Source organism: Pseudomonas sp. 1 R 17 (genome assembly GCF_900067035.1).
Lineage (GTDB): Bacteria > Pseudomonadota > Gammaproteobacteria > Pseudomonadales > Pseudomonadaceae > Aquipseudomonas > Aquipseudomonas marginalis.
Genome location: NZ_FKLB01000041.1, coordinates 35030 through 60289 on the forward strand (window position 1 = coordinate 35030; position 25260 = coordinate 60289).

The 25260-nt window shown below is 60.9% G+C and carries 20 protein-coding genes and 1 pseudogene; 9 read left to right on the plus strand and 12 right to left on the minus strand.

The window, feature by feature from the left end; all coding sequences use genetic code 11:
* Positions 1–84 precede the first annotated feature (84 nt).
* A complete protein-coding gene (dkgB, locus tag BFP99_RS14650; RefSeq protein ID WP_065947537.1) occupies positions 85–903 on the plus strand; it encodes a 2,5-didehydrogluconate reductase DkgB in 819 nt (272 codons plus the stop codon).
* Here dkgB and BFP99_RS14655 read toward each other — a convergent pair.
* From BFP99_RS14655 to BFP99_RS14695, 9 genes and pseudogenes are all read right to left on the minus strand, one after another.
* Positions 900–1322 (minus strand): chemotaxis protein CheY, encoded by a 423-nt coding sequence (locus tag BFP99_RS14655; RefSeq protein WP_065947538.1) that lies wholly within the window; start codon positions 1320–1322, stop codon positions 900–902. The two genes, dkgB and BFP99_RS14655, sit on opposite strands and share 4 nt — an antisense overlap.
* A gap of 134 nt (positions 1323–1456) precedes the next feature.
* Positions 1457–5071, minus strand: a complete 3615-nt coding sequence (locus BFP99_RS14660; protein WP_065926225.1) for a transporter substrate-binding domain-containing protein — start codon at positions 5069–5071, stop codon at positions 1457–1459.
* A gap of 1 nt (position 5072) precedes the next feature.
* Positions 5073–5702, minus strand: coding sequence for a response regulator transcription factor (locus tag BFP99_RS14665; protein WP_027603197.1), 630 nt, complete (start codon positions 5700–5702; stop codon positions 5073–5075).
* A gap of 268 nt (positions 5703–5970) precedes the next feature.
* Complete coding sequence (locus BFP99_RS14670; RefSeq protein WP_065926226.1) at positions 5971–6687, minus strand: MgtC/SapB family protein; 717 nt, start codon at positions 6685–6687, stop codon at positions 5971–5973.
* Between the two features lie 16 nt (positions 6688–6703).
* Positions 6704–9409: a magnesium-translocating P-type ATPase gene (gene mgtA / locus BFP99_RS14675; RefSeq protein WP_065947539.1), complete on the minus strand. Its 2706-nt coding sequence runs from the start codon at positions 9407–9409 to the stop codon at positions 6704–6706.
* A gap of 603 nt (positions 9410–10012) precedes the next feature.
* On the minus strand, positions 10013–10357 hold the full coding sequence (locus BFP99_RS14680; protein ID WP_065926228.1) for an FKBP-type peptidyl-prolyl cis-trans isomerase: 345 nt from the start codon (positions 10355–10357) through the stop codon (positions 10013–10015).
* A 279-nt stretch (positions 10358–10636) separates the two neighbouring features.
* The gene (locus tag BFP99_RS14685) at positions 10637–11038 is read right to left on the minus strand and encodes a type II toxin-antitoxin system HicB family antitoxin (protein WP_065947540.1); all 402 of its coding nucleotides are present in this window, start codon (positions 11036–11038) and stop codon (positions 10637–10639) included.
* 54 nt (positions 11039–11092) lie between these two features.
* Positions 11093–11275: a type II toxin-antitoxin system HicA family toxin gene (locus BFP99_RS14690; protein ID WP_065947541.1), complete on the minus strand. Its 183-nt coding sequence runs from the start codon at positions 11273–11275 to the stop codon at positions 11093–11095.
* A 190-nt stretch (positions 11276–11465) separates the two neighbouring features.
* A pseudogene (locus BFP99_RS14695) lies at positions 11466–11693 on the minus strand (hypothetical protein); the annotation flags it as partial.
* A gap of 195 nt (positions 11694–11888) precedes the next feature.
* Here BFP99_RS14695 and BFP99_RS14700 point away from each other — a divergent pair.
* On the plus strand, positions 11889–13385 hold the full coding sequence (locus tag BFP99_RS14700) for a PAS domain S-box protein (RefSeq protein WP_065947543.1): 1497 nt from the start codon (positions 11889–11891) through the stop codon (positions 13383–13385).
* A 131-nt stretch (positions 13386–13516) separates the two neighbouring features.
* Positions 13517–13789, plus strand: a complete 273-nt coding sequence (locus BFP99_RS14705; protein WP_027603187.1) for a DUF1652 domain-containing protein — start codon at positions 13517–13519, stop codon at positions 13787–13789.
* Here the strand turns inward: BFP99_RS14705 and BFP99_RS14710 are convergent.
* Both BFP99_RS14710 and BFP99_RS14715 read right to left on the minus strand, forming a co-directional pair.
* Positions 13752–14945: an MFS transporter gene (locus BFP99_RS14710; protein WP_027603186.1), complete on the minus strand. Its 1194-nt coding sequence runs from the start codon at positions 14943–14945 to the stop codon at positions 13752–13754. The genes BFP99_RS14705 and BFP99_RS14710 overlap by 38 nt on opposite strands.
* Before the next feature lie 76 nt (positions 14946–15021).
* Positions 15022–15330: an RcnB family protein gene (locus BFP99_RS14715; RefSeq protein ID WP_027603185.1), complete on the minus strand. Its 309-nt coding sequence runs from the start codon at positions 15328–15330 to the stop codon at positions 15022–15024.
* A gap of 219 nt (positions 15331–15549) precedes the next feature.
* Here BFP99_RS14715 and BFP99_RS14720 point away from each other — a divergent pair, with 219 nt between their 5' ends.
* The 3 genes from BFP99_RS14720 to BFP99_RS14730 are packed head-to-tail and all read left to right on the plus strand — an operon-like array spanning position 15550 to position 18577.
* Complete coding sequence (locus BFP99_RS14720; RefSeq protein WP_027603184.1) at positions 15550–16107, plus strand: helix-turn-helix domain-containing protein; 558 nt, start codon at positions 15550–15552, stop codon at positions 16105–16107.
* Between the two features lie 11 nt (positions 16108–16118).
* Entirely contained in the window at positions 16119–17465 is a 1347-nt protein-coding gene (locus BFP99_RS14725) for a glutamine synthetase family protein (protein WP_065947544.1), read from the plus strand.
* A gap of 14 nt (positions 17466–17479) precedes the next feature.
* Positions 17480–18577, plus strand: a complete 1098-nt coding sequence (locus BFP99_RS14730) for a DNA alkylation repair protein (protein ID WP_065947545.1) — start codon at positions 17480–17482, stop codon at positions 18575–18577.
* Positions 18578–18619: 42 nt separating this feature from the next.
* Here the strand turns inward: BFP99_RS14730 and BFP99_RS14735 are convergent, their stop codons facing one another.
* On the minus strand, positions 18620–19513 hold the full coding sequence (locus tag BFP99_RS14735) for a LysR family transcriptional regulator (protein ID WP_065947546.1): 894 nt from the start codon (positions 19511–19513) through the stop codon (positions 18620–18622).
* A 128-nt stretch (positions 19514–19641) separates the two neighbouring features.
* Between BFP99_RS14735 and BFP99_RS14740 the strand changes: the two genes are divergently transcribed.
* The 3 genes from BFP99_RS14740 to BFP99_RS14750 all read left to right on the plus strand — a co-directional run bounded on the left by BFP99_RS14740 (position 19642) and on the right by BFP99_RS14750 (position 25224).
* Complete coding sequence (locus BFP99_RS14740; RefSeq protein ID WP_065947547.1) at positions 19642–21309, plus strand: GMC family oxidoreductase; 1668 nt, start codon at positions 19642–19644, stop codon at positions 21307–21309.
* Positions 21310–21422: 113 nt separating this feature from the next.
* Positions 21423–23045 carry an MFS transporter gene (locus BFP99_RS14745; protein ID WP_065927812.1) on the plus strand — a complete coding sequence of 541 codons (1623 nt, stop codon included), beginning with the start codon at positions 21423–21425 and terminating at the stop codon, positions 23043–23045.
* 229 nt (positions 23046–23274) lie between these two features.
* Entirely contained in the window at positions 23275–25224 is a 1950-nt protein-coding gene (locus BFP99_RS14750) for a DNA topoisomerase III (RefSeq protein ID WP_065947552.1), read from the plus strand.
* Positions 25225–25260 lie beyond the last annotated feature (36 nt).

The following is a 25260-nucleotide window of genomic DNA, read 5'->3' on the forward strand; positions in this document are numbered from 1 at the left end:
GTCCTTTTCGGCGTCGACGGTGTTTCCGACGCAACGACGAGGGGATACTCAACGCCATTACCTACGGCCCTATTGGAGTTACCGATGTCTACCCTCACGCCAAAAGTCCCTGCCTTCGGCCTCGGCACCTTTCGCCTGCAAGGCCAGGTGGTGATCGATTCCGTCAGCACCGGCCTGGAACTGGGCTACCGTGTCATCGACACCGCGCAGATCTACGAGAATGAAGCGGACGTTGGCCGAGCCATCGCCGACAGCGGCATCCCGCGGGACGAGCTGTTTATCACCAGCAAGATCTGGATCGCCAACTTCGCTGAAGGCCAATTGATCCCAAGCCTCAAGGAAAGCCTGCGCAAGCTCAAGACCGATTACCTGGACCTGACCCTGATCCACTGGCCATCGCCAGAGAACCAGGTGCCCGTCACCGAATTCATGGGGCAGTTGCTGGAAGCCAAACGCCTGGGCCTGACGCGCCAGATCGGCATTTCCAACTTCACCATCGCCCTGATGAAGCAGGCCATCGCAGCCGTGGGTGCCGAGCACATCGCCACCAACCAGATCGAATTGCACCCTTATCTGCAAAACCGGCAGGTTGTGGATTTCGCAACCGCCAACGGTATCCAGATCACCTCGTACATGACCCTGGCCTACGGTGAAGTACTCAAGGATCCGGTGATCCAGCAGATTGCCGAGCGCCATCAGGCCACAGCGGCGCAGGTGACCCTGGCCTGGGCCATGCAATCGGGCTATGCGGTCATCCCGTCCTCAACCAAGCGTGCCAACCTGCAAAGCAACCTCAAGGCTCTGCAACTGACCTTGAGCGCTGCTGACATGGCGCACATTGACGGGCTGGAACGGGGCCAGCGCTTGACCAGCCCCAAGGGCATCGCGCCGAAGTGGGACTAAACCCCCGCCACCGGTGTGCGGGATAACTCGCGCAGCCATGGCAACACCCGCAGGCCGGCAGTGGCCTCGGGTGGGTCGATGATGTCCATGAAGTGTTCGAGATTGACGTTGTCCGGCACGCCGGGCAGCCGCACCAGCACCGCCGGCGTTACGCCAGGGTGTGCCCCCACATCCAGGTGATCGTAGACCAATACATGGCGCACCTGGGGCTGGGGCCCACAGGCCTGGGCCGTCAGCCCCGCATTGATGATCAGCACGTCGAAGGGTTCGGCCGGGATGGCCGTGAGTATCTGGACTTCCTCGAAGGTTTGTACCGGCACGATCCGGTGGTACCCCAACTGATTGAGCATTCTTTCGATGTACAACCGTTGCAGGTGTTGTTCATCGGCAATCAGGATGGTCAGTGCTTTGTTCGGCATGGCAAACCCCTGGGCAGGCAGCGCTCGTCAGTGAGCGAGGCCCATTTTCCAGACATATCCCGAAGACAAAATCAGGCATGTTCCCCCTTCTTGTAGGAGTTCTCCCAAATCAACCGAATGGCCAGCTCCCGCAGTCAAGCCTGATTGCCATACCGGCTCAAGCTGTGATGCAACTGTTCGATGGCCGAAGCTACCGCCTCTACCGCAGCGTCCGATGCATCGTTGTCATGCCGCTCACACACGCTCTCCAATGTCTCGCAGCACGTGATCAACACCTGAGCCTTGACCATGCGCGCGCCCCCTTTAACACGGTGAGCCAAGTCATGGAGCTTGGCGAAATCAGCCGGCGATTTCAGGGACGGCAACAGCGCACGGTCCTCCTCAAGGCTATTGAGCAACGGCGTCAGCAGCTCGTTGAGAGCATCCTTATCACCCTGCGTCAGCATGATCAGTGAACTTAAATCAAACGCCACTTCCACTTCATCCGTTAGCGCGCCAGCGGTCCGTGATGCCAAGGCCAGGCGCAAGTCCTCAAGCCCGGTCGGCTTGAACAGGCAACCGTCCATGCCTGCTTGCCGGCAGCGTTCGGCTTCCTGCGGCAAGGCATTGGCGGTGAACCCGAGGATCAGGCACGGCGCCAGCCCACGCTGGCGTTCCTGTGCACGAATATCACGCGCCAACGCGTAACCGTCCTTGAAGGGCATATTGCAATCGGTGATCACGCCGTCAAAATGCCCGGCCTGCCACAGTGAAAATCCTTGGGCGCCGTCCTCGGCCAAGGTGATGCGATGCCCCAGGAAACTCAGCTGTCGAGCCAGCAACAAGCGGTTGGCCGGGTAGTCATCCACCACCAGGATATTCAACCCGCGCGCTGGCGGAACGTGGGGGACCGGTACATTGGCAGGCACGGCCGAGGTCAGCGCCAGCGTCAACGTCACATCCACCCGCGTGCCCTTGCCCAGCACACTGCTCAAGTGCAATTGACCGCCCATCATCTCGCACAGGTTGCGACTGATCACCAACCCCAGGCCCGATCCGCTTCGCGCCGGCTGTTCGTTGTTGCTGCCCTGGATAAAGGGGTTGAACAAGCGCTGCTGATCTTCGGCACTGATGCCAATACCCGTGTCCTCCACCCACAACCGCAGGTGCAACTGGTCGTCGGTCAATACCGGTGCACCCTGGGCGCCCAGGCGCACCTGGCCGGAGGCGGTGAACTTGATCGCGTTACCCAACACATTGGACACCACCTGCTTGAAGCGCAACGGGTCAACCAGCACCGGCCGGTCGATCAACGGGTCGAGTTCCACCTGCAGCACCAGGCCCTTGTCCCGCGCCAGCCCCTCAAACACCCGCGCCACTGAGGCCAGCAGTTCGTGCAGATTGTCCGGTTCCAGGCTCAGGGACAGGTGGCCGGATTCGATTCGCGCAATGTCGAGAATATCGCCGATCAACTCCAGCATGCTCCGGGACGCCACCGACGCAACCTCCAGCGCATCGCGGTCAGCCACGCCCTGCTCGGCGTTTTTCAGGGCCAGTTCGATCATGCCGATCACCGCATTCATGGGCGTGCGAATCTCATGACTCATGGTCGCCAGGAAGGTGGTCTTGGCACGGTTTGCGGCGTCGGCCTCCTCCTTGGCTTCCTGCAACTGCCCCAGCAAGCGCTGGCGCTCGCTGACATCCACCCAACCGGCGATCATGCCCACCACGCTGCCATTGCTGTCACGGTACGGGAGCATCCATTGGTAGATGGTCAACACCTCGCCGCCGGGCACCTTGAGCACGCGGTCATGAACCTGCGGCTCGCCCAACGCCATCAAACGCAAATAGTCGGCATGGAACGACTGGGCCTGGGGCGGGTTCCCCGTGTCGGTTTCCACCACGGTCTTACCGATGACGTCTTCCAACTTGAAGCCGAACACATCGAGGTAGGCATTGTTGCAGGCCATCAGGCGCCCCAGGCGATCGCGCACATAGATCGGGTGCGGCGTGCCGTCGATCAACACACTCATGAACCGCATCTGGTCGCTCAACGCACGCTCGGCCTGGGTGCGCTTGCGAATCAGGCTGCGCAGGTAGAACACCCATCCCAGGGTGACCAGCAGCAGCAGCGCGGCCAAGCCAAACCCCTGGAGGATGATGTTGCGGTGACGTATCCAGTAGTTGTCTTCGATGATGATCTCGCTGCGCCAATGGTTGGTCAGCTCGTCCATTTCTTCTGGAGTAATGCTCAATAACGCCTTGTCGAGGATCGAGTACAGCTCCAGTTGGCTGCGGTTGACCCCAAAGGCAATGCGTGCAGGCTCACTCCCGACAGTGCTGGTGATGCGCAGCCGCTTGCGGTAATTGCGGGCGATCATGTAGCGCGCGCTCATCAGTGAAACCGCAGTCGCATCGACACTGCCGTTGACCACCAATTCCATGGCCTGCTCCGGGTTCTCCACGTCGACAAACCCGATGCCTGGGTAGTCCCGGCTGATTTGCCCGGCCAGGCTGTTGCCGCGAATAAGCGCCATGCGTTTGCCAGGCATATCTTCCAGGGTCACCAGATGCTCGTCGTGGGTGCGCACCACCAATACATAGGGACTGGACAGATAAGGGCGAGTAAAGCGGATCTTTTCGGACCGCTCGACACTGGGGGTGACGACCGCCAGCATGTCCACGCGACCGGCACTGGCCTGTTCAATTTGCCGCGGCAGCGAACTGCCCCGTTCCACATCAAACCTCAAGCCTGTACGCAGACTGATACGCGAGAGGACCTCGGAGCTCAATCCCTCGAATTGCTCTTGTTCGTTGAAAAAAGACAACGGCACGAATTTATCGAGCACCGCCACTTTCACCCGCGGGTGCTTCTCCAGCCAGCGCTGTTCACTTGCGCTCAAGCGCAGTTGCTCCGCCTCCAGGAACCCGCTGCCGCCGGCACTCCAACGCCGCAGGATTTCCATCTGCTGGTTGGCCGGAACGGCGGCCAGTGCGCTATTGATGATGCCCAACAGGCGGGTATTGTCCTTGGCGAATGCGAACCCGAAAGGGTTGACCTCCAATGCGGAGAAATCCGCCATGCGCACGTTATTAAGGTGGTTCTTGTTGATCAGGTAGCGGGTGCTGATGGCGTCACCCAGGTACACATCCGCCTGGCCGAACGCAACGGCGCCAATGGCTTCGAAGGTCGAGGCAAACAAGAGCAATCGCGCATCGGGGTAAAAGGCCTGGACGGCCTCGGGCTGCATGTAATGGTAGAGCATCGCCAGGCGCTTGCCGGCAAGGTCAGCCTTCAGCGCCTGGTTTTCTCCCGCACGCGTCACCAGCGCGGGTTGGTCATTGGCGTAGGATCGGGACAGCACCAGCTCCGGGTCGGCCGCCTCGAACCCGTTGGCCGATCCCACAAAATCCACGGCCCCGGTCTTCAGGGCTTCGATCACCTCATCACGGGTGTCGTAGCGCTTCACGTCGATGGTGATATTCAGCGCCTGGGCAACCAGTGCCGCAAAATCGGCCGTGATGCCCTCGAGCTCGTCATTGTTGCTCAAGTCAAAGGGCGCGTAGTCGGGGGCCGACACCCCCATCAGGAGCGTGCGGCGCTCGCGTAGCCAGCGCCAGTCGGCTTCGTCCAACACCACCGAGGGATTTTCAAGAGTGGAGTGACCCAGCAGTTTCAGATCGTGGGATTCCTCCAAGGCCATCACCGCCCAGGGCAACAGCCCCATCAGCAGGATGGCCGCGCGTTTCACCCGCCGGGAGGTGAGCATTTCAGATCAGATGATTGCGCTGGGCGAACTTGGACAGATGCACCACCGACGACATACGCAACTTCTCCTTGAGCCGCGTCTTGTACGTACTGATAGTCTTGTGGCTCAACAGCATGTCCTCGGCAATATCCTTGTTGCCCAGGCCCAGGGCCAGCTTCTGCAGCACGGTCAATTCGCGATCGGATAACGCCTCCACCAACTCCTGCTCGGTCGATTGCAGGTCGTCGCGACGCACCGAACTGGTGGGCAGGCTGGGGAAGCAACTGTAGCCGGACCTGATCGCCCTGATCGCCTTTTGCAGCTCATCCAGTTCACCGGTCTTGGCAACAAAACCCATCGCCCCGGCGCGCATGCAGCGAGTGGAAAAAAACACCGCCAGATACGAGGTCAGCACCAGGATCCGGCAGGGCAACTCCAGCGCCTTGATCCGGCTGATCACCTCCAACCCACCGAGCTTGGGCATCGCCAGGTCGAGAATGACCAGGTCCGGACGTTCTTCGCGAGCAATCTGCATGGCATCAGCGCCATTACCCGCTTCGTAGATAGTATCGAAACCTTCCTGCCTCAATAGATACTTCACGGTAGCGCGTATAAAAGGGTGATCATCCACGATTAAAGCTTTGTTGCTCATAAGACTCCCCTGGGAAGATCAGTACGCTTACATATCACTCGAGACCCCACTACCTGTGAAAAGTAACAGTTCCGACAAGCGGCACTGATTACTCAGTCAAACACCTCAGGCAGTACAGGCCCCTCCTTTTGAAAAACACAGTAAACATGTGAAGCCACGCCTTGATTCCTGAACAGGCGCAAGCGCGCAACCTTAGCAACCGCGTGTTTTTGCCAATGAAGGGATAATCTCGACTAAATGTAGGACTTTTCCTCAGAACTCTCCAAAGCTACTCGGTGGTGCTGGGGCTCCAGAAGGCCTGCACCACCAGGGTCGACCTGGAAATTCGCGCCACCAGGGCGTCCAACTCGTCACCGTCTACCGAGGTCACCGCCAGTGTGGCTTCGATTTCAACTTCCTCAGTGCCGAACGGCCGCACATCGACATCGCTGGCCGGGTAGTTACAGCGCGCCAGTTCGGCTTCCAGCAACGCCAATACCGCGGTTTGCTGGGTGCGCCGGGCAATCACATAGAGGATGTTGGTGACCTCCGCCGACACCACATCCAGCGGTTGGCGGTTGATGTTATTGACGATGGGCCGCAGCAGCGTATTGGCCGCCAGCACAAACAGCGTGCCTAACAACGCTTCGAGGACCAGGTCGGCACCGGCGCACGCCCCCACCGCTGCCGACGCCCAGAGCGTGGCGGCGGTGTTGAGACCGCGCACATTGCCTTCTTCGCGCATGATCACGCCGGCCCCCAGAAAGCCGATGCCCGACACCACATACGCCACCACCCGCACGGCGCCTTCCGCACCGCCGAGGCGGTTGGCCATGTCGACGAAAATCGCCGCACCCACCGCCACCAGTACGTTGGTGCGCAGGCCCGCCGTGCGTTGGCGGTACTGGCGCTCGAAGCCGATCAGGCCACCGAGGATAAACGCGGCGGTGAGGCTGACCAGGGTATCGACCAGGGAGTTGAGGTTGATGTTGTCGATTGCTTGCATGGGAAACCGTCCCTGTTCACTGCCAGCCAAACTTACGGATGTAGTAGCCCTTCACCGCCTGGGTCAGCGCCATATACGCCAGCAGGATCACCGGCAGGAACACAAAGTACAGCGACGGCAGCGCCTGCAATTTGAAGTAATGCGCCAGCGGCCCCATCGGCAGGAAGATCCCCACGGCCATGATCACCGCGGTCATCACCATCAACGGCATCGCCGCGCGGCTTTGCAGGAACGGGATTTTCGGGGTGCGGATCATGTGCACGATCAGCGTCTGGGTCAGCAGCCCCACCACGAACCAGCCGGACTGGAACAGCGTCTGGTGGTCAGGGGTGTTGGCATCGAACACATACCACATGAGTGCGAACGTGGTGATGTCGAAAATCGAACTGATCGGCCCGAAAAACAGCATGAACCGCCCCACGTCCCCCGGCTGCCAGCGTTGTGGTTTGGCGAGCATGTCCTCGTCGACGTTATCGAACGGAATCGCGATCTGCGAGATGTCATACAGCAGGTTTTGCACCAGCAGGTGCATCGGCAGCATCGGCAGGAACGGGATAAACGCACTGGCCACCAGCACCGAGAACACGTTGCCGAAGTTGGAGCTGGCGGTCATCTTGATGTACTTGAGCATATTGGCGAAGGTGCGCCGGCCCTCCAGCACGCCCTCCTCCAGGATCATCAGGCTCTTTTCCAGCAGGATGATGTCGGCGGCTTCCTTGGCGATATCCACCGCGCTGTCCACAGAGATACCAATGTCTGCTGTACGCAGCGCCGGTGCATCGTTGATGCCGTCGCCCATAAAGCCCACCACATGCCCGTTGGCCTTGAGCAGGCGCACGATGCGTTCCTTGTGGCTGGGCGTCAGGCGGGCGAACACATTGGTGGTTTCCACGGCCTTGGCCAACTGGGCGTCGGTCATGTCCTCGATGTCGTTGCCCATCAACAGGCCTTGTTGCTCCAGGCCCACTTCACGGCAGATCTTGGCGGTGACCAGCTCGTTATCGCCGGTCAGCACTTTGACCGCCACACCATGGGCTTTCAGCGCCTTGAGAGCGGGCGCAGTGCTTTCCTTGGGCGGGTCGAGAAATGCGACGTAGCCGATCAGCGTGAGGTTGTTTTCATCCGCCAGGCTGTAAGTGTCGCGCCCCGGTGCCATCGGTTGCGCAGCCACGGCCACCACCCGCAGGCCTTCTTCGTTGAACGCGGCAGTGACCTGGCGAATGCGCGCCAGCAGGTCGTCGGTCAGCGCTTCGTTGACCTCGCCATGGCGCACGCTGTTGCACACCGAAAGGATCTCCTCCACCGCACCTTTGCAGATCAGCAGATGCGGCCGGCCCTGTTCGGCCACCACCACCGACATGCGGCGGCGGTTGAAGTCGAACGGGATTTCATCCACCTTCTGGAACGCGGTGCCGACCTTCAGTTCGCGATGCACCTCCACGTGCTCGAGCACCGCCACGTCCAGCAGGTTTTTCAGGCCGGTCTGGTAGTAGCTGTTGAGGTAAGCCATCTCCAGCACGTCGTCGGACTCCTCGCCCCACACGTCCACATGACGCGCCAGGAAAATCCGGTCCTGGGTCAGGGTGCCGGTCTTGTCGGTGCACAGCACATCCATCGCGCCAAAGTTCTGGATCGCATCCAGGCGCTTGACGATGACCTTCTTGCGCGACAGGAACACCGCGCCCTTGGCCAGGGTGGACGTGACGATCATCGGCAGCATTTCCGGGGTCAGGCCCACGGCAATCGACAGCGCGAACAGCAGCGCTTCGGTCCAGTCACCCTTGGTGAAACCGTTGATGAACAACACCAGCGGCGCCATCACGAACATAAAGCGGATCAACAGCCAGCTGACCTTGTTAACGCCGTGCTGAAACGAGGTGGTCGCACGGTCGGTGGCGGTCACGCGTTGGGCCAGCGCACCGAAATAGGTGCTGTTGCCGGTGGTCAGAATCACCGCCGTCGCGGCGCCGGACACCACGTTGGTGCCCATGAACAGGATGTTCTCCAGGTCCAGCGGGTTGCGGGTGTTGGTGTCGTGCTGCTGGGCGAACTTCTCCACCGGCATCGATTCCCCGGTCATCGCCGCCTGGCTGACGAACAGATCCTTGGCGTTGAGCACGCGGCAGTCGGCGGGGATCATGTCCCCGGCCGAGAGCACGATCAGGTCGCCTGGCACCAACTGCTTGATGGGCAATTCAATGCGCTTGGCATCATCCCGGCGCAGCACCGTGGCGGTGTTGCTCACCATGGCTTTCAACGCATCGGCTGCCTTGTTGGACTTGGCCTCCTGCCAGAACCGCAGCAGCGTCGAGAGCACCACCATGGAGAAAATCACCGTGGCGGCCTTCATGTCTTCGGTCAGCCAGGAGATCACCGCCAGCAAGGTCAGCAGCAGGTTGAACGGGTTCTTGTAGCAATGCCACAGGTGCACCCACCACGGCAGCGGCTGCTCGTGCTCGACTTCATTGAGGCCGTATTGCACGCGCAGGGCGTCGGCTTCCAGGCTGCTCAAGCCCTCGGCATGGCTGCCCAACGTACCGAGCAATTGCACGGCACTGCTGTTGGCCGCGACCACCAGGGTTTGCGCCAGGGTGGGCGGCACTTCGCGGCTGACGCTGGCATCGGTGACGGTTTCGAGCATCGCCAGGCGGCGGAAATGCCGGGCGATATGCCGGGTCCGCAGGAAGCCGGCGAAGAACTCTTTCAACAGAGTGAGGTTCATGGTGTGTTACTCCTGCGCGAGGAAAAAACCTTCGTGCAGGTACTGCCTGTCCCACCGCGCCCGCTTCATAGGCACAGTCAGCCCGGCCCGCCCGCCGCAAAAGGCAGGCGCGTCCGTAGCATCCCGAGGTTAACCGGGTGCTGGTCAGCGTCGATGAGAGGGATCGCACAGGGGCCAGGACTGGCCGCTGTCGGGATGCCGCTTCTCGCTAGGTGGCGAGACAACGGCATCGAAAAAATGCGCGTTATCTTGCCAAGTATGTGCCGGTTACCGAGACCGGCCGACAACTGTCACTCGAACAAGTACCCACTGAGGGTCTCCGCTATTGATGAAAACGCGCGAAGCTTACGCCCCGATTTAAGGAGAGTAAACCGTAGGAAAGTTTCCATATGGTGAATAAGAGGATTCTTCAGGGAGGGTTCAGGAACCCCCATCCTGAAGCCGCCGATGCTTGAATGTGAGGTGGCAGGTTCGCCAGATCCCGTAGCAGCTGCCGAGCGCAAGCGAGGCTGCGTCAGCAGTTCGTCTGACACACCGCGAACGCAGCCTCGCTTGCGCTCGGCAGCTGCTACGTACGAGGTGGTGGGCCAGGTTTTTGCGAAATTAATCGTCCCGCGTCAGCACTTCCAACAACTCAATCTCAAAGCGCAGATTGCTGTTGGGCTTGATATGCGCGCCCATCGACCGTTCGCCATAGGCAAGGTGCGCCGGCACAAACAACCTGCGCACCCCGCCGACCTGCATGCCCATCAAACCCTGGTCCCAGCCCTTGATCACCCGCCCGGTGCCGATCACACACTGGAACGGCTTGCCCCGCTCCCAGGACGAATCGAAGACCGTACCGTCTTCCAGGGTGCCGGTGTACTGGGTGGTGATCAGTGCGCCCTTGACCACGGCTTTGCCGGTGCCTGGTCGGGTGTCGGTGATCTGGAGTTCGTCGGGGCTCATGGGGTTCTCGTTGAAGGCGTAAAGGCTGGGGTTTTCCCAGAATCGGTGGGGTTTGGCAAGTGCAGGAACAGTCGCAGCCGTGACATTTCCCTTTAACTTGCAGGACGTTTCCGAGAGAATCCCAAGCGCTTGCGCCGCTCAAGCGAGGGAGCTTGCTTCCGTTGGGCTGCGCAGCGACCCCGTTGCTTTAGTACTGCCCCCCACAAAAATCCCGTAGATATAGCGTCGGCCCGACTTGAACACGCCATAAGCCGATACAGAGTGCTCGCTTGTGCTTACTTACGCAGAGAGCTCACGCAGCGCTGCCGTCGCCAAAAAACCTGACCGCGATGCATAGCGATGATCCTTTTGCACACGCTCGTCAATCCGCTGCAAGAGGTGTTCCGGCAGAGAGGCATTGAACCGCACTGATTTCCCCAGATAAGGCGTGAGGTCAAAGTCGACTATCGCCCAGACACCACCGGCAAAATCCGGATTACCCAAATGGGCATCAACCTCCAGCGCCTGAGGAAGCTGTTCCTGATCGGCAACCAGGCCTTCGAGGTGCAGAGCCAATGCCTCACGTACATTGTCCAGCGCTTCGGAAAAAGACCCGCCCGCCGAGAAACACCCCGGCACATCAGGGACGGTCACGCTGTAATCCGAATCAGCATCTTTGTGTACTACCACTGGGAATTTCATTGTTCCTCCTCTGACCGAGCCCGTGGGAGCTCGCCCAATTCATCCAGCAGGCAATTATTTGAGACCGGCTGATTTGAAAATACTGTGCAGAGTGCCCTTGGCAATCTCTGACTTGGGATGAGGGACGGTGACTCTTCCCCGCTTCATGGGGTGCTTGAACTGATGATGACTGCCCTTCACTGCCACCTCAAACCAACCATCCGCAACCAGCAGGTCAATCACCTCTCGACTTCTCATCGCCTCACCCTTAGGTGTGTATATTACACACCACCAAATGGCAATGCGTGTTTTGTACACACGAGACACACCAATAAAAAAACCCGCTCAACCGTCAAGCGGGCTTGTGTGACGTAATGATGACGGTGTCCAAAACCCTTATGCCAGCGCACTAGTGTGAGTTTTTGTGCCCCGATCTTTTGTCGACCGTGCTTTCGGTCATGCACCTGGTGGACTGTTGCTTCAGCTCATCGACCTTTTGGATGGCCTGCTTATAAGCCTGGGCGTAATTGTCGACGATGTGGGTCGCTTCCTCTTTGCTATTGCCGGTACGGGCGGCAACGATGTTGACCACTGCGTCTCTATCCTCCGCCTTCAACGCAGGTTCACCAAAGGCTTTCACACGCTCGAACCATTGTTTCAGCGCGTCGCCCGCTTGAGCAGTACACCGTGCAGGCCACCGCGATCCTTTTACAGTGATTGACCGTCTCAGTCTGGCAAGCCCAACACTCTCTCATCCTCGCGCAAAGACACCAGGCCACCTGGTGCATTCGCACCCCACGCCGCGTAATTGCCCTGCACTATCCTGACACCGGGCTGTCGTACTTTCATGCTTCTAAAACCCGGAGAAACCATGACCCAGGATGTCCTCGCCAAAGAAACCAACCGCCGCCAGCTGCAGCAGATCATCTCCGGGCTGTCCGATGGGATCATCCTTGTAGAGGTAGACCAGACCATCCTCTGGGCCAATGAAGCCGCGCTGACCATGCACGGGGTGGATGACGTCGCGGCACTGGGCAGCAATGCCCGGGAATACGCCGAACGCTTCGCCCTGCGCTATCGCAATAATCATCCCTTGCCCCTGGAGAATTACCCCCTCGCCCGCGCGGCGGCAGGCGATGAATTCAGTGACGTGGTAGTGGAGGTCATGCCCACCGCCGATGAAGAAAAAACCTGGGTGCACCGCCTGCGCAGCCTGGTCATCAGCGATTCCCATGGCACGCCTGAATTGCTGGTGCTGATCCTCAGCGACGCCACCGAATGGGCCAGCGCCGAACAGCGCTTCGAAAAAACCTTCAACGCCAACCCGGCGCCGGCAGTGATCTGCCGCCTCAGCGACCTGCGCTATATCAAAGTGAACCAGGGCTTCCTGGAGATGACCGGCTACACCCGCGACCAGGTGATCGGCCGCTCCGTGTATGAGCTGGACGTGCTGGAGCATGCCGAGCGCAGGGAGCTGGCCGTTCAGCGCCTGGGGGAAGGCGCGACCATCCCGCAGATGCAGGCCGAGCTGAAACTGCCCGGAGGCGGCAGCAAACTGGTGATCGTCGCCGGCCAGCCGCTGGATATGAATGAGGAAGACTGCATGCTGTTTTCCTTCACCGACCTGGAGCCACGCCGCAAGGCCGAAATCGCCCTGCGCCAGAGTGAAGAGCGGTTCGCCAAGTCGTTTCGCCTGACGCCGGTGCCCACCTTGGTGTGCAACGCCGCCAACCGGCAGGTGGTGGATGTCAACGAAGCGTTCATGACCATTACCGGGTACACCAGCGAAGAGCTGATCGGTAAATCCATCGAAGACATCAACTTCATCGACAGCCAGGAGGCAGCCGCCCAGTTGTTCGCCACCCTGGAGAAAGCCGGCAACCTCGATGGCCAGGACCTCAAGGTGCGCAAGAAAGGCAACGAGGTCATCGACTGCGTGGTCTCGGCGGACACGGTGACCATTCAGGATGTGCCCTGCTACCTGCTGGTGATGATGAACATCACCGAACGCAAGCGCTCGGAGCTGGAGTTGGTGGCGGCCATCGAGGAAGTGATGCAGGACGCATCCTGGTTCAGCCAGACCCTGATCGAGAAACTGGCCAATGCCAAGAGCGTCAACAGCCCCAACCTGCCGAACGTGGCCTTTACCGACCTGACCGCCCGCGAGCGCGATGTACTCGGCCTGATCTGCGAGGGCCTGGCCGACAAGGAGATCGCCTCGCGCCTGAAATTGGCGCCCAACACGGTGCGTAACCATGTGGCCACGGTGTACTCGAAACTGGGGGTGCATAGCCGTAGTGCAGCGATTGTCTGGGCCCGTGAACGCGGGCTGTTTGCCGGTGAACTGCGGGTCAAGAAAACCCGATAAAAGTGCAAATGCACTAGTGCGGCTAGTGCGAATTCGCCTTATCCCGCGCAGTCCCAATCCCTAACCTTCAGGGTGTGAGTACAGGGCTTTCAACCTGTGCCGTCGTAAAACGACACCCTGAAGGAACCCACATGTTTACGCTCTCTCAACTGCGAAATTGCATCGAAGAAGGCCTCGCGCCGCTGACATGCGAGTTCACCCTGTGCCGGGATGCGTCGCTGACCCTCAAGGTCTACGACGCCGACACCGGCCGGGTGGACCTGGTGGTGACGGGGATCAGCACCAACCGGCTGCAGACCCCGCAAGACGTGGAAAAGATGGTGGAAGAACTGCGCTACGAACTGCAAAGCAACAACATGGGCAAGGTCACGCTGGAAGACGCGCCTTCAACGACGAACCAATGAAATAGAACACCCCGCCCGCGACGATGAACGCCCCCAGCATGTAGAACATGTAGTGGGCCGGCAGGCTGGCCAGCACCAGCCCGCACAACACCGGCCCCAGCGCCGCCCCCAGGTTGGACAGGTTCTGTGCGCCGTAGTACATGCCGCGCAGGTGGTCCGGGGCGATCCGGTCGATAAACATGTATTCGGCCGGGAACACGATGATTTCCCCCACGGTAAATACTGCCATCGCCAGCACCCACCACAGCACGCTGGTGGACAGCGCAAAACCAATCAAGCCCAGCATGAACATGCCCAGGCCGGCGATCAGCCATTGGCTGAGGTAACGGTGGGAAATACGTCGACCAATCACGTACTGCAAGGCGATCACCAGCACGGCGTTGGTGGTGAGCACGGCACTGATGACGGTGTAGGTGTATTCAGCACTGGTGGTGGTAACCAGGTACTGCGAGAGGTAGGCGGTGAACTGGCCGAACACCACGGCGCTGAGCACACCCCCAAGGGTGAAGCACACCAGGCGATGGTCACGCAGCAGCACGCGGCCGACGGCCAGGAACGGCACCGGCTTTTGCGTCACATCGATGGTCGCCAGGGTGCGATCGCCCCAGCGCCAGTACAGCAGGAAAAAACCCGCCCCCAACAACGCCGACAGGATGAACGGCAGGCTGATGTCCAGCTTGGCCACCATCGCCCCAAAGAACGGCCCCGCGGCATAGCCGATATTGGTCAGCGTGTACTTGATGGAAAACACTTCGCTGCGCGCATCTTCCGGCAACAAGCTGGCAAAACCGGCCTTTACCGCAATATCGATGACCGCGTAGGCCAGGTTGATCAGGATCAGGCAGCTGTAGAACGCCCAGATGTTCTGCGCCAGCACCGTACCGATAAAACCCAGCCCAAACAGCACGCTCAACCCCAGCAACAGTCGATAACTGTTGATGCGGTCGACCAGAAAACCGCCATATACGCTGAGCAGCGAGCCAAGGATCAACGAGCTGCCGATCACCAGCCCAACCTGGGTGATATCGAGGGCAAATTGGCGGGTGAGGTAGATCACCAGGTAGGGAAAGGTAATCGCCTTGGCCAGCGTCAGCAGCAACGTGGCGGACAACAACAGGTTCACGGCGCGGGGGTAGTTTCTTATTGTGGCAAGCATCCTGCTCTCTTTCGTCTAAGGTAACGCGGTCTTGATGGCCGGTTACCTTAACGCAAGAGCGAGGAAAAAACGCGGGTCATTTCTTGACGGGCGTGATCTCCAGGATGGTGCCGTTGGTGGTTTTGAGCAGCACGAACCTGTCGCCCACACGGGCCCACTGGCTGTCGGCTTCAGGCTGCTTGAGACCGCGTTTCTTCCAGTCGCTGACCGCCGACTCCTTGCGCATCAGGATGTCCGGGGCACGGTCGCCTTCTTTCAAATCACGGGTATTGATGTTCGAAGGCTGCACGGTTTCCTGGGGAGTGTCGCCGGCCTGCACGACAAAGCTGGCGGTGGACAGGCTGGCGGCGACCAGGACACAGGCAGCGAGGGTTTTGGACTTCATGGGTGCTCCTTCAATGAATGATGCGTACCCAGGTTCCGACCGCAGGCGCATGAAATCATTCAGCCTGTTGAACCTTGATCCCCTGTGATGAGCATAGGTATCTACACAACTTTTCAGACCCTGACAAATCTCCCTGTGGTGAGCGGACTTACGCGTGCCCCCATTGCCCTTATGAAATTAATCCTGTAATTTTTCATGAAATTATTAGATATAAATTTCATGAACCAGCAAGAAGAACTCGACGCCCTGGCGATCCTGATCCACGACCTGCGCAAGTACAAGAAGCTTACCCTCGCCCAACTCGCACAGAAGATCGAGCGTTCGGTGGGCTTCCTGTCCCAGGTGGAACGGGGTTTGTCGCGTCCGACCGTGGCGGATCTCACCGCCATCAGCCATGCCCTCGATGTGCCCACCACCTATTTCTACAGCCTGTCCAAACCCAAGGCCGTGAGCTGGGTCACCCGCCCCAACGAACGTCGCACGGTGTACTACGCCAACGGCATCACCGACATCCTGGTGTCCCCCAGCATGAATGGCGCCTTCTCGATGCTCGACAGCCTGCTGGCCCCGGGTGCCAACAGCGGTGAACAAACCATGAGCGACCGCGCCGAGCAGGCCGGATTTGTACTGGAAGGCGAATTGACGCTGTGGGTAGAGGGCGAGGCCGATTCGGTCACCCTCGGCCCCGGTGACAGCTTCCACCTGGCCAGTTTCGCCCACTGCCGCTACGCCAACCTCACCGACCTGCCCGCCCGCGTGCTGTGGGTTTACAACTAGGAGCAACACCCGTGAAAAGCCAAGCCTCCACGTTACTGGCCGAAGTACGGACCTTTCGCCAGAACCATCCCGACGTGCGTTATGTCGACCTGATTGCCCTGGACATCCCCGGGCATTTCTACGGCAAGCGCTACCCCATCGAGATGCTGGAAAAGGTCGCCGCCGGCAGCCCCTTGAAGCTGCCGCAGAACGCCGTGCTGCTGGGGGTTCAGGGCGGGCTGTTCAAGATCGGCGACTACTGCTTCCACGACGGCGACCCGGATGCCAACCGTCGCCTGGTGCCCGGCACGCTCAAGCCGGTGCGCTGGGAGTCGCAGCCTTTGGGGCAGATGTTGATCACCTCGGACGGCACCGAGGCGCCGATCGAATTCGAACCTCGCGAAGTCCTGGCCAAGGTGCTGGAGCGCCTGCACCACAAAGGCATTCACCCGGTGGTGGCCTTCGAACTGGAGTTCTACCTGTTCGACAAAAAGCTCGACAACGGCCTGCCGCAATTCGCCCGTGACCCGCTCAGCGATGACACCGACGACCAACCCAACCTGCATATCGAACGGCTGTCGCGCTTCAGCGAAGTGCTGGACGACATGGCGCAGACCGCCAAGGACCAGGGCATCGACATCACGGTGATCACCGCCGAACTCGGCCCCGGCCAGTTCGAGATCAATTTCGGCCACCTCGACGACGGCCTGCGCGCCGCCGACTGGGCAGCCCTGTTCTGTCGCAGCACCCGCGGCGTGGCGCTCAAGCACGGCTACCGCGCCAGCTTCATGGCCAAGCCTTACCTGCAATTTCCCGGCAGCGGCATGCATGTGCATGTCAGCCTGTACGACGGTGCGGGCAACAATGTGCTCGCGGCGCACCAGCAGCAACCCCTGCGCCATGCCGTGGCCGGTTGTCTGGAATTGCTGCCCCACTGCATGCCGATCTTCTCGCCCAACCACAATGCCTTCCGCCGCCTGGGCGGTACGGTCAACGCGGCCACCCGCGCCTGCTGGGGGTTTGAAGACCGCGATGCGTGCGTGCGCATCCCCGACTCCGACCCGCGCAACCTGAGGATCGAACATCGCCTGGCCAGTGCCGACGCCAACCCGTACCTGGTGCTGGCGGCGATCCTGGTCGGCCTTGAACATGGCCTTGAAGCCGGGCGAGAACCTATCGCGCCACTGAACGAGGACCGCAGCAGCGGCACCGACTTCCCCGTGGAAATGCTCGATGCCGTGCGCGCCATGCAGCATCAGCCGGTATTGCGCGATAAGCTCGGTGCTGAATTTATCGACGTGTACTGCGAGAACAAACGCCAGGATCACCTGGCCTTTCAACAAGAGATCAACGCGCGGGAATACCGTTGGTTTCTTTAAACCTGGAATAACCGATGACCGACCAAAGTGCCCCGGCCCTCAAGGAAATCTTCAACCTCGAACGCCTGCAACACATCGCCAACGAAATGACAGCGGTGTACCCGGCGTTCGACGCCAAGGGGTTTCTCAAGCATGCCAAGGCCGGGCTCGCCGAGTTATCGGTGATGCAGCGTATGGCGCGGGTCAGCGAAAGCCTGCACGCGGTGATCCCGCTGGACTATGCCCAGACCCTCAAGCTGCTCTACGCCCTGGCCCCGCGCCTGAACAGCGGGTTTGTCAGCCTGTGCCTGCCGCACTACGTGGCGAGCTACGGCCTGGATGACTTCAAACGCTCCATGGCCGCGCTCAAATACTTCACCCCCTTTGGCTCGGCTGAGTTCGCCATAAGACCCTTCTTGCTCCACGACTTCGAACGCACCCTGGCGGTCATGCAAACCTGGTCGCTGGATGACAACGATCACGTACGCCGCCTCGCCAGCGAAGGCTCGCGTCCGCGCCTGCCGTGGTCGTTTCGCCTGGCCAAGGTGCAGGCCAACCCCGAACTGTGTGCGCCGATCCTCGACAACCTCAAGGCCGACAGCAGCCTCTACGTACGTAAATCCGTGGCCAACCACCTCAACGACATCACTAAGGACCACCCGGATTGGGTGCTCAGCCTGATCGAAGGCTGGAACCTGGATAACCCGCACACCGCCTGGATCGCCCGCCATGCGCTGCGCAGCCTGATCAAGCAGGGCAACACCCGCGCGCTGACGATCATGGGCGCAGGCGCCAAGGCCGAGGTGAAGCTCCATCACCTGAGCGTGACGCCGGCGGTGATCACCCTGGGCGAGCGGATCAACCTGTCATTCAGCCTGGAATCCACCGCTGCCACTGCACAGAAACTGGTGGTGGACTATGCCATCGACTACGTCAAAAGCGCCGGGCACAGCGCGGCCAAGGTGTTCAAGCTCAAGGCGTTTACGCTGGGCGCGGGTGAACGGCAGAGCATCCGCCGCGAGCAGCATATTCGCGCGTTGACCACGCGCAAGCACTATCCCGGCAGGCATGCGGTGCATGTGCTGGTGAATGGAGAGCGATTGGGCAGTGCCGAATTCGAATTGAGGGATTAATCCGATTCAACCAACACCACAGATCAATGCGGGAGGGTTTCTTCAGCTGGATTCGCCGAGCAACAGTGGCTGCTCCCGCGCGCACAATTCCACCACGTAGTCCCACAACACCCGCAACCGCACCGACTTGTGCAACTCCCGGCGCGAGCTGATCCAGTAGCTGCGCTGGATCCCCTCCCCCGGCAGCAACGGCACCAGCTCCGGGTCGCCCGACGCCATGAAGCACGGCAACACCGCAATCCCCAAACCGGAGCGGGCGGCCTGGTGCTGGGCGATGACGCTGGTGCTATGGAACACCACCTTGGGGTTGCGGCAGAAGCTGCTGAGAAATTTCAGTTCCTGGCTGAACAGCAGGTCGTCGACGTAATCGATCCATGAATGGGCTGCGAGGTCTTCGCGTTTTTCAATCGGTGGTGTGCGCGCCAGGTAGGCGCGGCTGGCATAGAGCGCCAGGCGGTAATCGGTGAGTTTGCGCGTGACCAGTTGATCGACGCTGGGGCGTTCGAGGTGGATGCTGATTTCCGCCTCGCGGTTGAGGATGCTGACGAAACGCGGCACGGCGAGCAGTTCCACTTCCAGGCCGGGATAACGTTCGAACAGCCCGCCCATGCGGCCGGCGAGGAACATCACCCCCAACCCTTCGGCCACCCCGAGGCGGATCTTGCCCAGGGGTGCAGCGGCGTGGGTCAATTCGTCCTCGGCCAGCAGCGCGACGTTTTCCATGGCTTCGGCGTGTTTGAGCAGGGCTTCGCCGGCGGGGGTCAGTTCGTAGCCCTGGGCGTGCTGTACGAACAGCGCGGTGCCGAGGCTCTTCTCGATGGCTTCGATATGCCGGGCCACCGTGGCGTGCGTGGTTTTCAGGCGCTGCGCGGCGGTGAGCAGGCGGCCGCTGCGCTGCAACTCCAGAAAATACCGCAGGTCATTCCAGTCGAACATGTCGCCTCCATTGCATGGCCCGGATAGCGCTGTTTAAAAACGCACAGCAGCTGGGTAAAAACTAACATTTTTAAGACGAAAACTAACAACTAGGATGGAGCCAATAAGAAAAACAAGCGAGACCTCAGATGCCCATTGCAGCTGCGCAATACGATTATGTGGTAGTAGGCGCCGGCCCCGCAGGCTGCCTGCTCGCCAATCGACTGTCCGCCAACCCCGCCCACCGCGTGCTGCTGCTTGAAGCCGGTGGCCGCGACAACTACCCCTGGATCCATATCCCCGTCGGCTACCTGTTCTGCATCGGTAACCCGCGCACCGACTGGTGCTTCAAGACCGAAGCCCAGGAAGGCCTGCAAGGCCGTGCGCTGAGCTACCCACGGGGCAAGGTGCTCGGCGGCTGCTCATCCATCAACGGCATGATCTACATGCGCGGCCAGGCCCAGGACTACGATGGCTGGGCGGCGGCAGGCAACGACGGCTGGGCCTGGAAAGACGTGCTGCCACTGTTCAAGCAGAGCGAAAACCATTTTGCCGGCAGCTCGGAATTCCACAGTGACGGCGGCGAGTGGCGAGTCGAACAGCAGCGGCTGCACTGGCCGATCCTGGACGCCTTTCGGGATGCTGCGGCGCAAAGCGGCATTGCCACGATCAGCGACTTCAACCAGGGCGATAACGAAGGCTGCGGCTACTTTCAGGTCAACCAGAAGGCCGGGGTGCGCTGGAACGCGGCCAAGGCGTTTCTCAAGCCGATCCGCCAGCGGCCCAATCTCACCGTGCTGACCGAGGTCGAGGTAGACCGCGTGGTCCTGGAAAACGGCCGCGCTTCGGCCGTGATCGGGCGTCAAAACGGCCAGCCAGTGAGCTGGAAGGCCCGCAAGGAAATCGTGCTGTGCGCCGGCTCCGTGGGCTCGCCGGGCATCCTGCAACGCTCGGGGATCGGCCCGTCCAGCGTGCTCAAGCCGCTGGGCATCGATGTGCGGCATGAACTGCCGGGCGTCGGCGGCAACCTGCAGGATCACCTGCAGCTGCGGCTGATCTATAAGCTGGAAAACGCCCGCACCCTGAACCAGATCGCAGGCACCGTATGGGGCAAGATGGGCATGGGCCTGCGCTACCTGTATGACCGCAGCGGCCCGCTGTCGATGGCGCCCAGCCAGCTCGGCGCGTTTGCCCGCTCGGGCCCGGAACAGGCCTCGGCCAACCTTGAATACCACGTACAGCCGCTGTCCCTGGAGCGCTTTGGCGAACCGCTGCATGGGTTCCCGGCGTTTACCGCCTCGGTCTGCGACCTGCGCCCGCAAAGCCGTGGCCGCATCGATATCCGCTCGGCCAACCCGGCGGATGCGCCGCTGATCCGGCCCAACTACCTCAGCCACCCGGAGGACCTGCGGGTGGCCGCCGACGCCATTCGCCTGACCCGACGCATCGTCGCCGCACCGGCCCTGAGCCAATTCAAACCGGTGGAATACCTGCCCGGCGACGCACTGCAAACCGAAGAGCAACTGCATGAAGCCGCCGCGCGTATCGGCACGACGATCTTCCATCCAGTCGGCACCTGTCGCATGGGCAGCGATAAAGACGCGGTGGTCGACGCCCAGTTGCGCGTACATGGTGTGCCCGGCCTGCGTATCGCCGATGCCTCGGTCATGCCGCGCATTACCTCCGGCAATACCTGTTCACCGACGCTGATGATCGCGGAAAAAGCCGCGCAGCTGATCCTTTCGCCGAACACTGTAGGAGCGAGCTTGCTCGCGAAAAACACAAAAGCGCCGCTGCCCTCCGGGTTTCCCGCGTAATTGTTGACAACGTTCGCGAGCAAGCTCGCTCCTGCAAGGAACTGAGAAATAGCGGCGCTGAGCCTGGCGCCGACAGTGGAACAACAATAAATAATCACTGTGAGGGCTTCCCGATGTCAGAACATGCTCAAACCCTGGGCTCGGCCACCAACGCGAGCACCGGTAACGAATCAAGAAAAGTCATCTTCGCCTCGTCCCTGGGGACGGTGTTCGAGTGGTATGACTTTTTCCTCTACGGCGCCCTGGCGGCGGTGATCAGCAAGCAGTTCTTTGCCGGGGTCAACGACACCACGGCGTTTATCTTTGCCTTGATGGCCTTTGCGGCCGGCTTTGTGGTGCGCCCGTTCGGCGCGCTGGTGTTCGGCCGCCTGGGCGACATGATCGGGCGCAAATACACGTTCCTGGTGACCATCATCCTGATGGGCGTGGCGACCTTCTGCGTCGGCCTGCTGCCAACCTACGCCAGCATCGGCATCGCGGCGCCGATCATCCTGATCGTGCTGCGCATGCTGCAAGGCCTGGCATTGGGCGGCGAGTACGGCGGTGCGGCCACCTATGTGGCCGAGCATGCGCCAGCCGGCAAACGCGGCCTCAACACCAGCTGGATTCAATCCACCGCGACCCTCGGTTTGCTGCTGTCGTTGCTGGTGGTGCTGGCATGCCGGTACTTCACCGGCGATCAGTTCGAAGTGTGGGGCTGGCGTATCCCGTTCCTGTTTTCCATTGTGCTGCTGGGTATTTCCACCTGGATCCGCATGAGCCTGCACGAGTCGCCGGCATTCCTGAAAATGAAAGAGGAAGGCAAGGCCAGCAAGGCGCCGATCCGTGAGTCCTTCGGTAAATGGGAAAACCTCAAGGTGGTGCTGATCGCGCTGTTCAGCATCAACGGTGGGCAAGCGGTAACGTTCTACGCGTCGCAGTTCTATGTGCTGTTTTTCCTCACGCAGTTCCTGAAGATGGACCCGGCCCTGGCCAATATGCTGCTGATCATCAGCGTGGTGATTGGCGCGCCGTTCTTCGTCTTCTTTGGCTGGCTGTCGGACAAGGTCGGGCGCAAGCCGGTGCTGATGCTCGGCCTGCTGCTGGCCACCGCGCTGTACTTCCCGATCTTCAAGGGCCTGGCGCACTACACCAACCCTGCGATGGACCAGGCCAGCCGCCAGGCACCGATCACCGTGCTGGCCGACCCGGCCACCTGTACCTTCCAGTTCGATCCGGTAGGCAAGGCGAAATTTGACAGCCCGTGCGACAAGGTCAAGACCTTCCTGGTCAAACAAGGCCTGCCGTACAGCAGTGCCGCCGCCCCGGCCGGCAGCCCGGTGCAGGTCAGCGTGGGTGAAGTGCGCATCGACGGCTTCGACGAGGCAGCGCTGCGCGGTGCAGTGGCCCTGGCCGGCTACCCGACTTCGGCGGATGTGGCCCAGGTCAACAAGGTGATGGTGGTGGTGCTGATCGTGGTGCTGATCCTGATCGCCGCCATGTGCTACGGCCCGCTGGCGGCGCTGATGGTGGAGCTGTTTCCGACACGTATCCGCTACACCTCGATGTCCCTGCCCTACCACATCGGTAACGGCTGGTTTGGCGGCTTCCTGCCGACCGTGTCGTTTGCGCTGGTGGTGTACACCGGGGATATCTTCTATGGCTTGTGGTACCCGGTGGTGGTGACGGGGGTGAGCCTGATTGTCGGATTGTTTTGCCTTAAAGAAACGCGGCATGTGGATCTCGACAACAATTAAACCGATCGCCTGAACACAGGAGATCCCTTGTGGGAGGGGGCTTGCTCCCGATAGCGGTGGTTCAGTCACAGTTGCGTTGACTGATATGGCGCTATCGGGAGCAAGCCCCCTCCCACATTTATTTCCGCAACGCTTACACGAATTGCTGTACATCCATACAGATAATAGTTGCTCAAATTCCTCTGACTGAGCATCCTGCAAAGCATCAACCCGATCTGATGTGATGACCATGCGGCTGTACCTCTGTGAAAAACCCTCCCAGGCCAAGGACATCGCGGCCGTGCTCGGCGCCAGTCGCCGTGGCGACGGTTGCTGGTTGGGCAATGGGGTCACCGTCACCTGGTGCATCGGCCACCTGCTGGAAACCGCCCCGCCCGACGCCTACGACGCCAAATACAAACGCTGGGTGCTGGCCGACCTGCCGATCGTCCCGGAAAAATGGAAGATGCTGGTCAAGCCCAAGACCGCCAGCCAGTTCAAGGCCGTCAAGCGCCTGCTGAGGGAAGCCCAGGAACTGGTGATCGCCACCGACGCCGACCGTGAAGGCGAGATGATCGCCCGCGAACTGGTCGAGCATTGCCGCTATCGCGGGCCGATCCAGCGGTTATGGCTGTCGGCACTGGACGATGCCTCCATCCGCAAGGCCCTGGCGGCGCTCAAGCCCGGCGCCGAAACCTTCAGCCTGTACCACTCGGCCCTGGGCCGCTCCCGCGCCGACTGGCTGATCGGCATGAACATGAGTCGCCTGTTTACCCTGCTGGGGCGTCAATCCGGCTATCAGGGCGTGCTGCCGGTGGGCCGGGTGCAAACACCGACCTTGCGCCTGGTGGTGGACCGCGACCGCAGCATCGCCGACTTCGTGCCCGTGGCGTACTGGGCCATTGATGTGGACCTGCGCCACCAATCCATCACGTTTACCGCACAATGGCGCGCGACCGAGGATGCCTGTGACGACCAGGGCCGCTGCCTTGACCCGCAGTTGGCCCGGGACGCTGCCGACGCCATGAGCAACGCCGCCAGCGCACGCCTGATCAAGCTGCGCACCGAACGCATGCGCGAGGTGGCCCCCCTGCCCTTCGACCTCGGCACCCTGCAGGAAATCTGCTCGAAGAAGCTCGGCCTCGGTGCCCAGGAAACCCTGGATATCGCCCAATCCCTCTACGAAACCCACAAGGTCATCACCTACCCCCGCAGTGACTGTGGTTACCTACCATTGAGCCAGCACAGCGAGGCGCCGAAGATTCTCGCCGCATTGGGCCGTGCGGATGCAGCAGTCAATGAGCTGATGCCGCATATCGATCCCCAGCGCCGCTCACGGGCGTGGAACGATGCCAAGGTCAGTGCGCACCACGGCATCATTCCCACCGGCGCCGGCAAGGACGTCGGCCAACTCACCGGCAAGCACCGTGCGGTCTACACCTTGATTCGCGCGCGCTACCTGGCGCAGTTCCTGCCCAACCATGAATACGATCGCACCCAGGCGGATTTCGACTGTGCGGGCCAGGCGTTGCGTGCGGTGGGCAAAGTGGTGATCGAACCGGGCTGGAAACGTGCCTTGCCCGAAGCCCTGGCACCGGCAAAGGGCCGTGAAGCACCGACCCCCCAGGCCTTGCCGACACTGGTGCAGGGTCAGGATTACGCGGTAGCCAAGGTCAACCTCAAGGACCTGTGGACCCAACCACCCAAGCCCTTTACCGAAGGTGACCTGATCAAGGCGATGAAAAACGTCGCCAAGCTGGTGGAAGACCCGCTGCTCAAGCAAAAGCTCAAGGACACCACCGGCATCGGCACCGAAGCCACTCGCGCGGGGATTATCCAGGGGTTGCTCGACCGGGGTTACCTGGTGAAGAACGGCAAGGCGCTGTCGGCCACCCCGGCAGCCTTCAGCCTGATCGACGCGGTACCCCGCGCCATTGCCGACCCCGGCACCACCGCGATCTGGGAGCAGGCGCTGGACATGGTGCAAAGCGGCGAGATGAGCCTGGAAGAATTCGTCGCCAAGCAGGCGGCGTGGATGAGCAAGCAAGTAGCCCGTTGCAACGGCATGCGCATGACCATCAGCGGGCCGGCCAGCCCGCCGGGCCGAGGTGCTGCGCCGTGGAAAAAGAAGCGCAAGGCGGCCCCTCGCAAGACCGCCACTGGCCCAGAGCGCGCCAGGAAACCGAAAAAAACCGGGTGAAAGGCGAAAAAAACCGGCGAATGACGTTTTTCGACG

Coding starts and splice junctions, on each gene's coding strand:
- BFP99_RS14715 (WP_027603185.1), bottom strand. CDS start 15,330: ATGAAGTCCAAAACCCTCGCTGCCTGTGTCCTGGTCGCCGCCAGCCTG.
- BFP99_RS14665 (WP_027603197.1), bottom strand. CDS start 5,702: ATGAGCAACAAAGCTTTAATCGTGGATGATCACCCTTTTATACGCGCT.
- BFP99_RS14670 (WP_065926226.1), bottom strand. CDS start 6,687: ATGCAAGCAATCGACAACATCAACCTCAACTCCCTGGTCGATACCCTG.
- BFP99_RS14735 (WP_065947546.1), bottom strand. CDS start 19,513: ATGTTCGACTGGAATGACCTGCGGTATTTTCTGGAGTTGCAGCGCAGC.
- BFP99_RS14730 (WP_065947545.1), top strand. CDS start 17,480: ATGACCGACCAAAGTGCCCCGGCCCTCAAGGAAATCTTCAACCTCGAA.
- mgtA (WP_065947539.1), bottom strand. CDS start 9,409: ATGAACCTCACTCTGTTGAAAGAGTTCTTCGCCGGCTTCCTGCGGACC.
- BFP99_RS14700 (WP_065947543.1), top strand. CDS start 11,889: ATGACCCAGGATGTCCTCGCCAAAGAAACCAACCGCCGCCAGCTGCAG.
- BFP99_RS14720 (WP_027603184.1), top strand. CDS start 15,550: ATGAACCAGCAAGAAGAACTCGACGCCCTGGCGATCCTGATCCACGAC.
- BFP99_RS14705 (WP_027603187.1), top strand. CDS start 13,517: ATGTTTACGCTCTCTCAACTGCGAAATTGCATCGAAGAAGGCCTCGCG.
- BFP99_RS14740 (WP_065947547.1), top strand. CDS start 19,642: ATGCCCATTGCAGCTGCGCAATACGATTATGTGGTAGTAGGCGCCGGC.
- BFP99_RS14690 (WP_065947541.1), bottom strand. CDS start 11,275: ATGAGAAGTCGAGAGGTGATTGACCTGCTGGTTGCGGATGGTTGGTTT.
- BFP99_RS14685 (WP_065947540.1), bottom strand. CDS start 11,038: ATGAAATTCCCAGTGGTAGTACACAAAGATGCTGATTCGGATTACAGC.
- BFP99_RS14710 (WP_027603186.1), bottom strand. CDS start 14,945: ATGCTTGCCACAATAAGAAACTACCCCCGCGCCGTGAACCTGTTGTTG.
- BFP99_RS14655 (WP_065947538.1), bottom strand. CDS start 1,322: ATGCCGAACAAAGCACTGACCATCCTGATTGCCGATGAACAACACCTG.
- BFP99_RS14660 (WP_065926225.1), bottom strand. CDS start 5,071: ATGCTCACCTCCCGGCGGGTGAAACGCGCGGCCATCCTGCTGATGGGG.
- BFP99_RS14750 (WP_065947552.1), top strand. CDS start 23,275: ATGCGGCTGTACCTCTGTGAAAAACCCTCCCAGGCCAAGGACATCGCG.
- BFP99_RS14745 (WP_065927812.1), top strand. CDS start 21,423: ATGTCAGAACATGCTCAAACCCTGGGCTCGGCCACCAACGCGAGCACC.
- dkgB (WP_065947537.1), top strand. CDS start 85: ATGTCTACCCTCACGCCAAAAGTCCCTGCCTTCGGCCTCGGCACCTTT.
- BFP99_RS14680 (WP_065926228.1), bottom strand. CDS start 10,357: ATGAGCCCCGACGAACTCCAGATCACCGACACCCGACCAGGCACCGGC.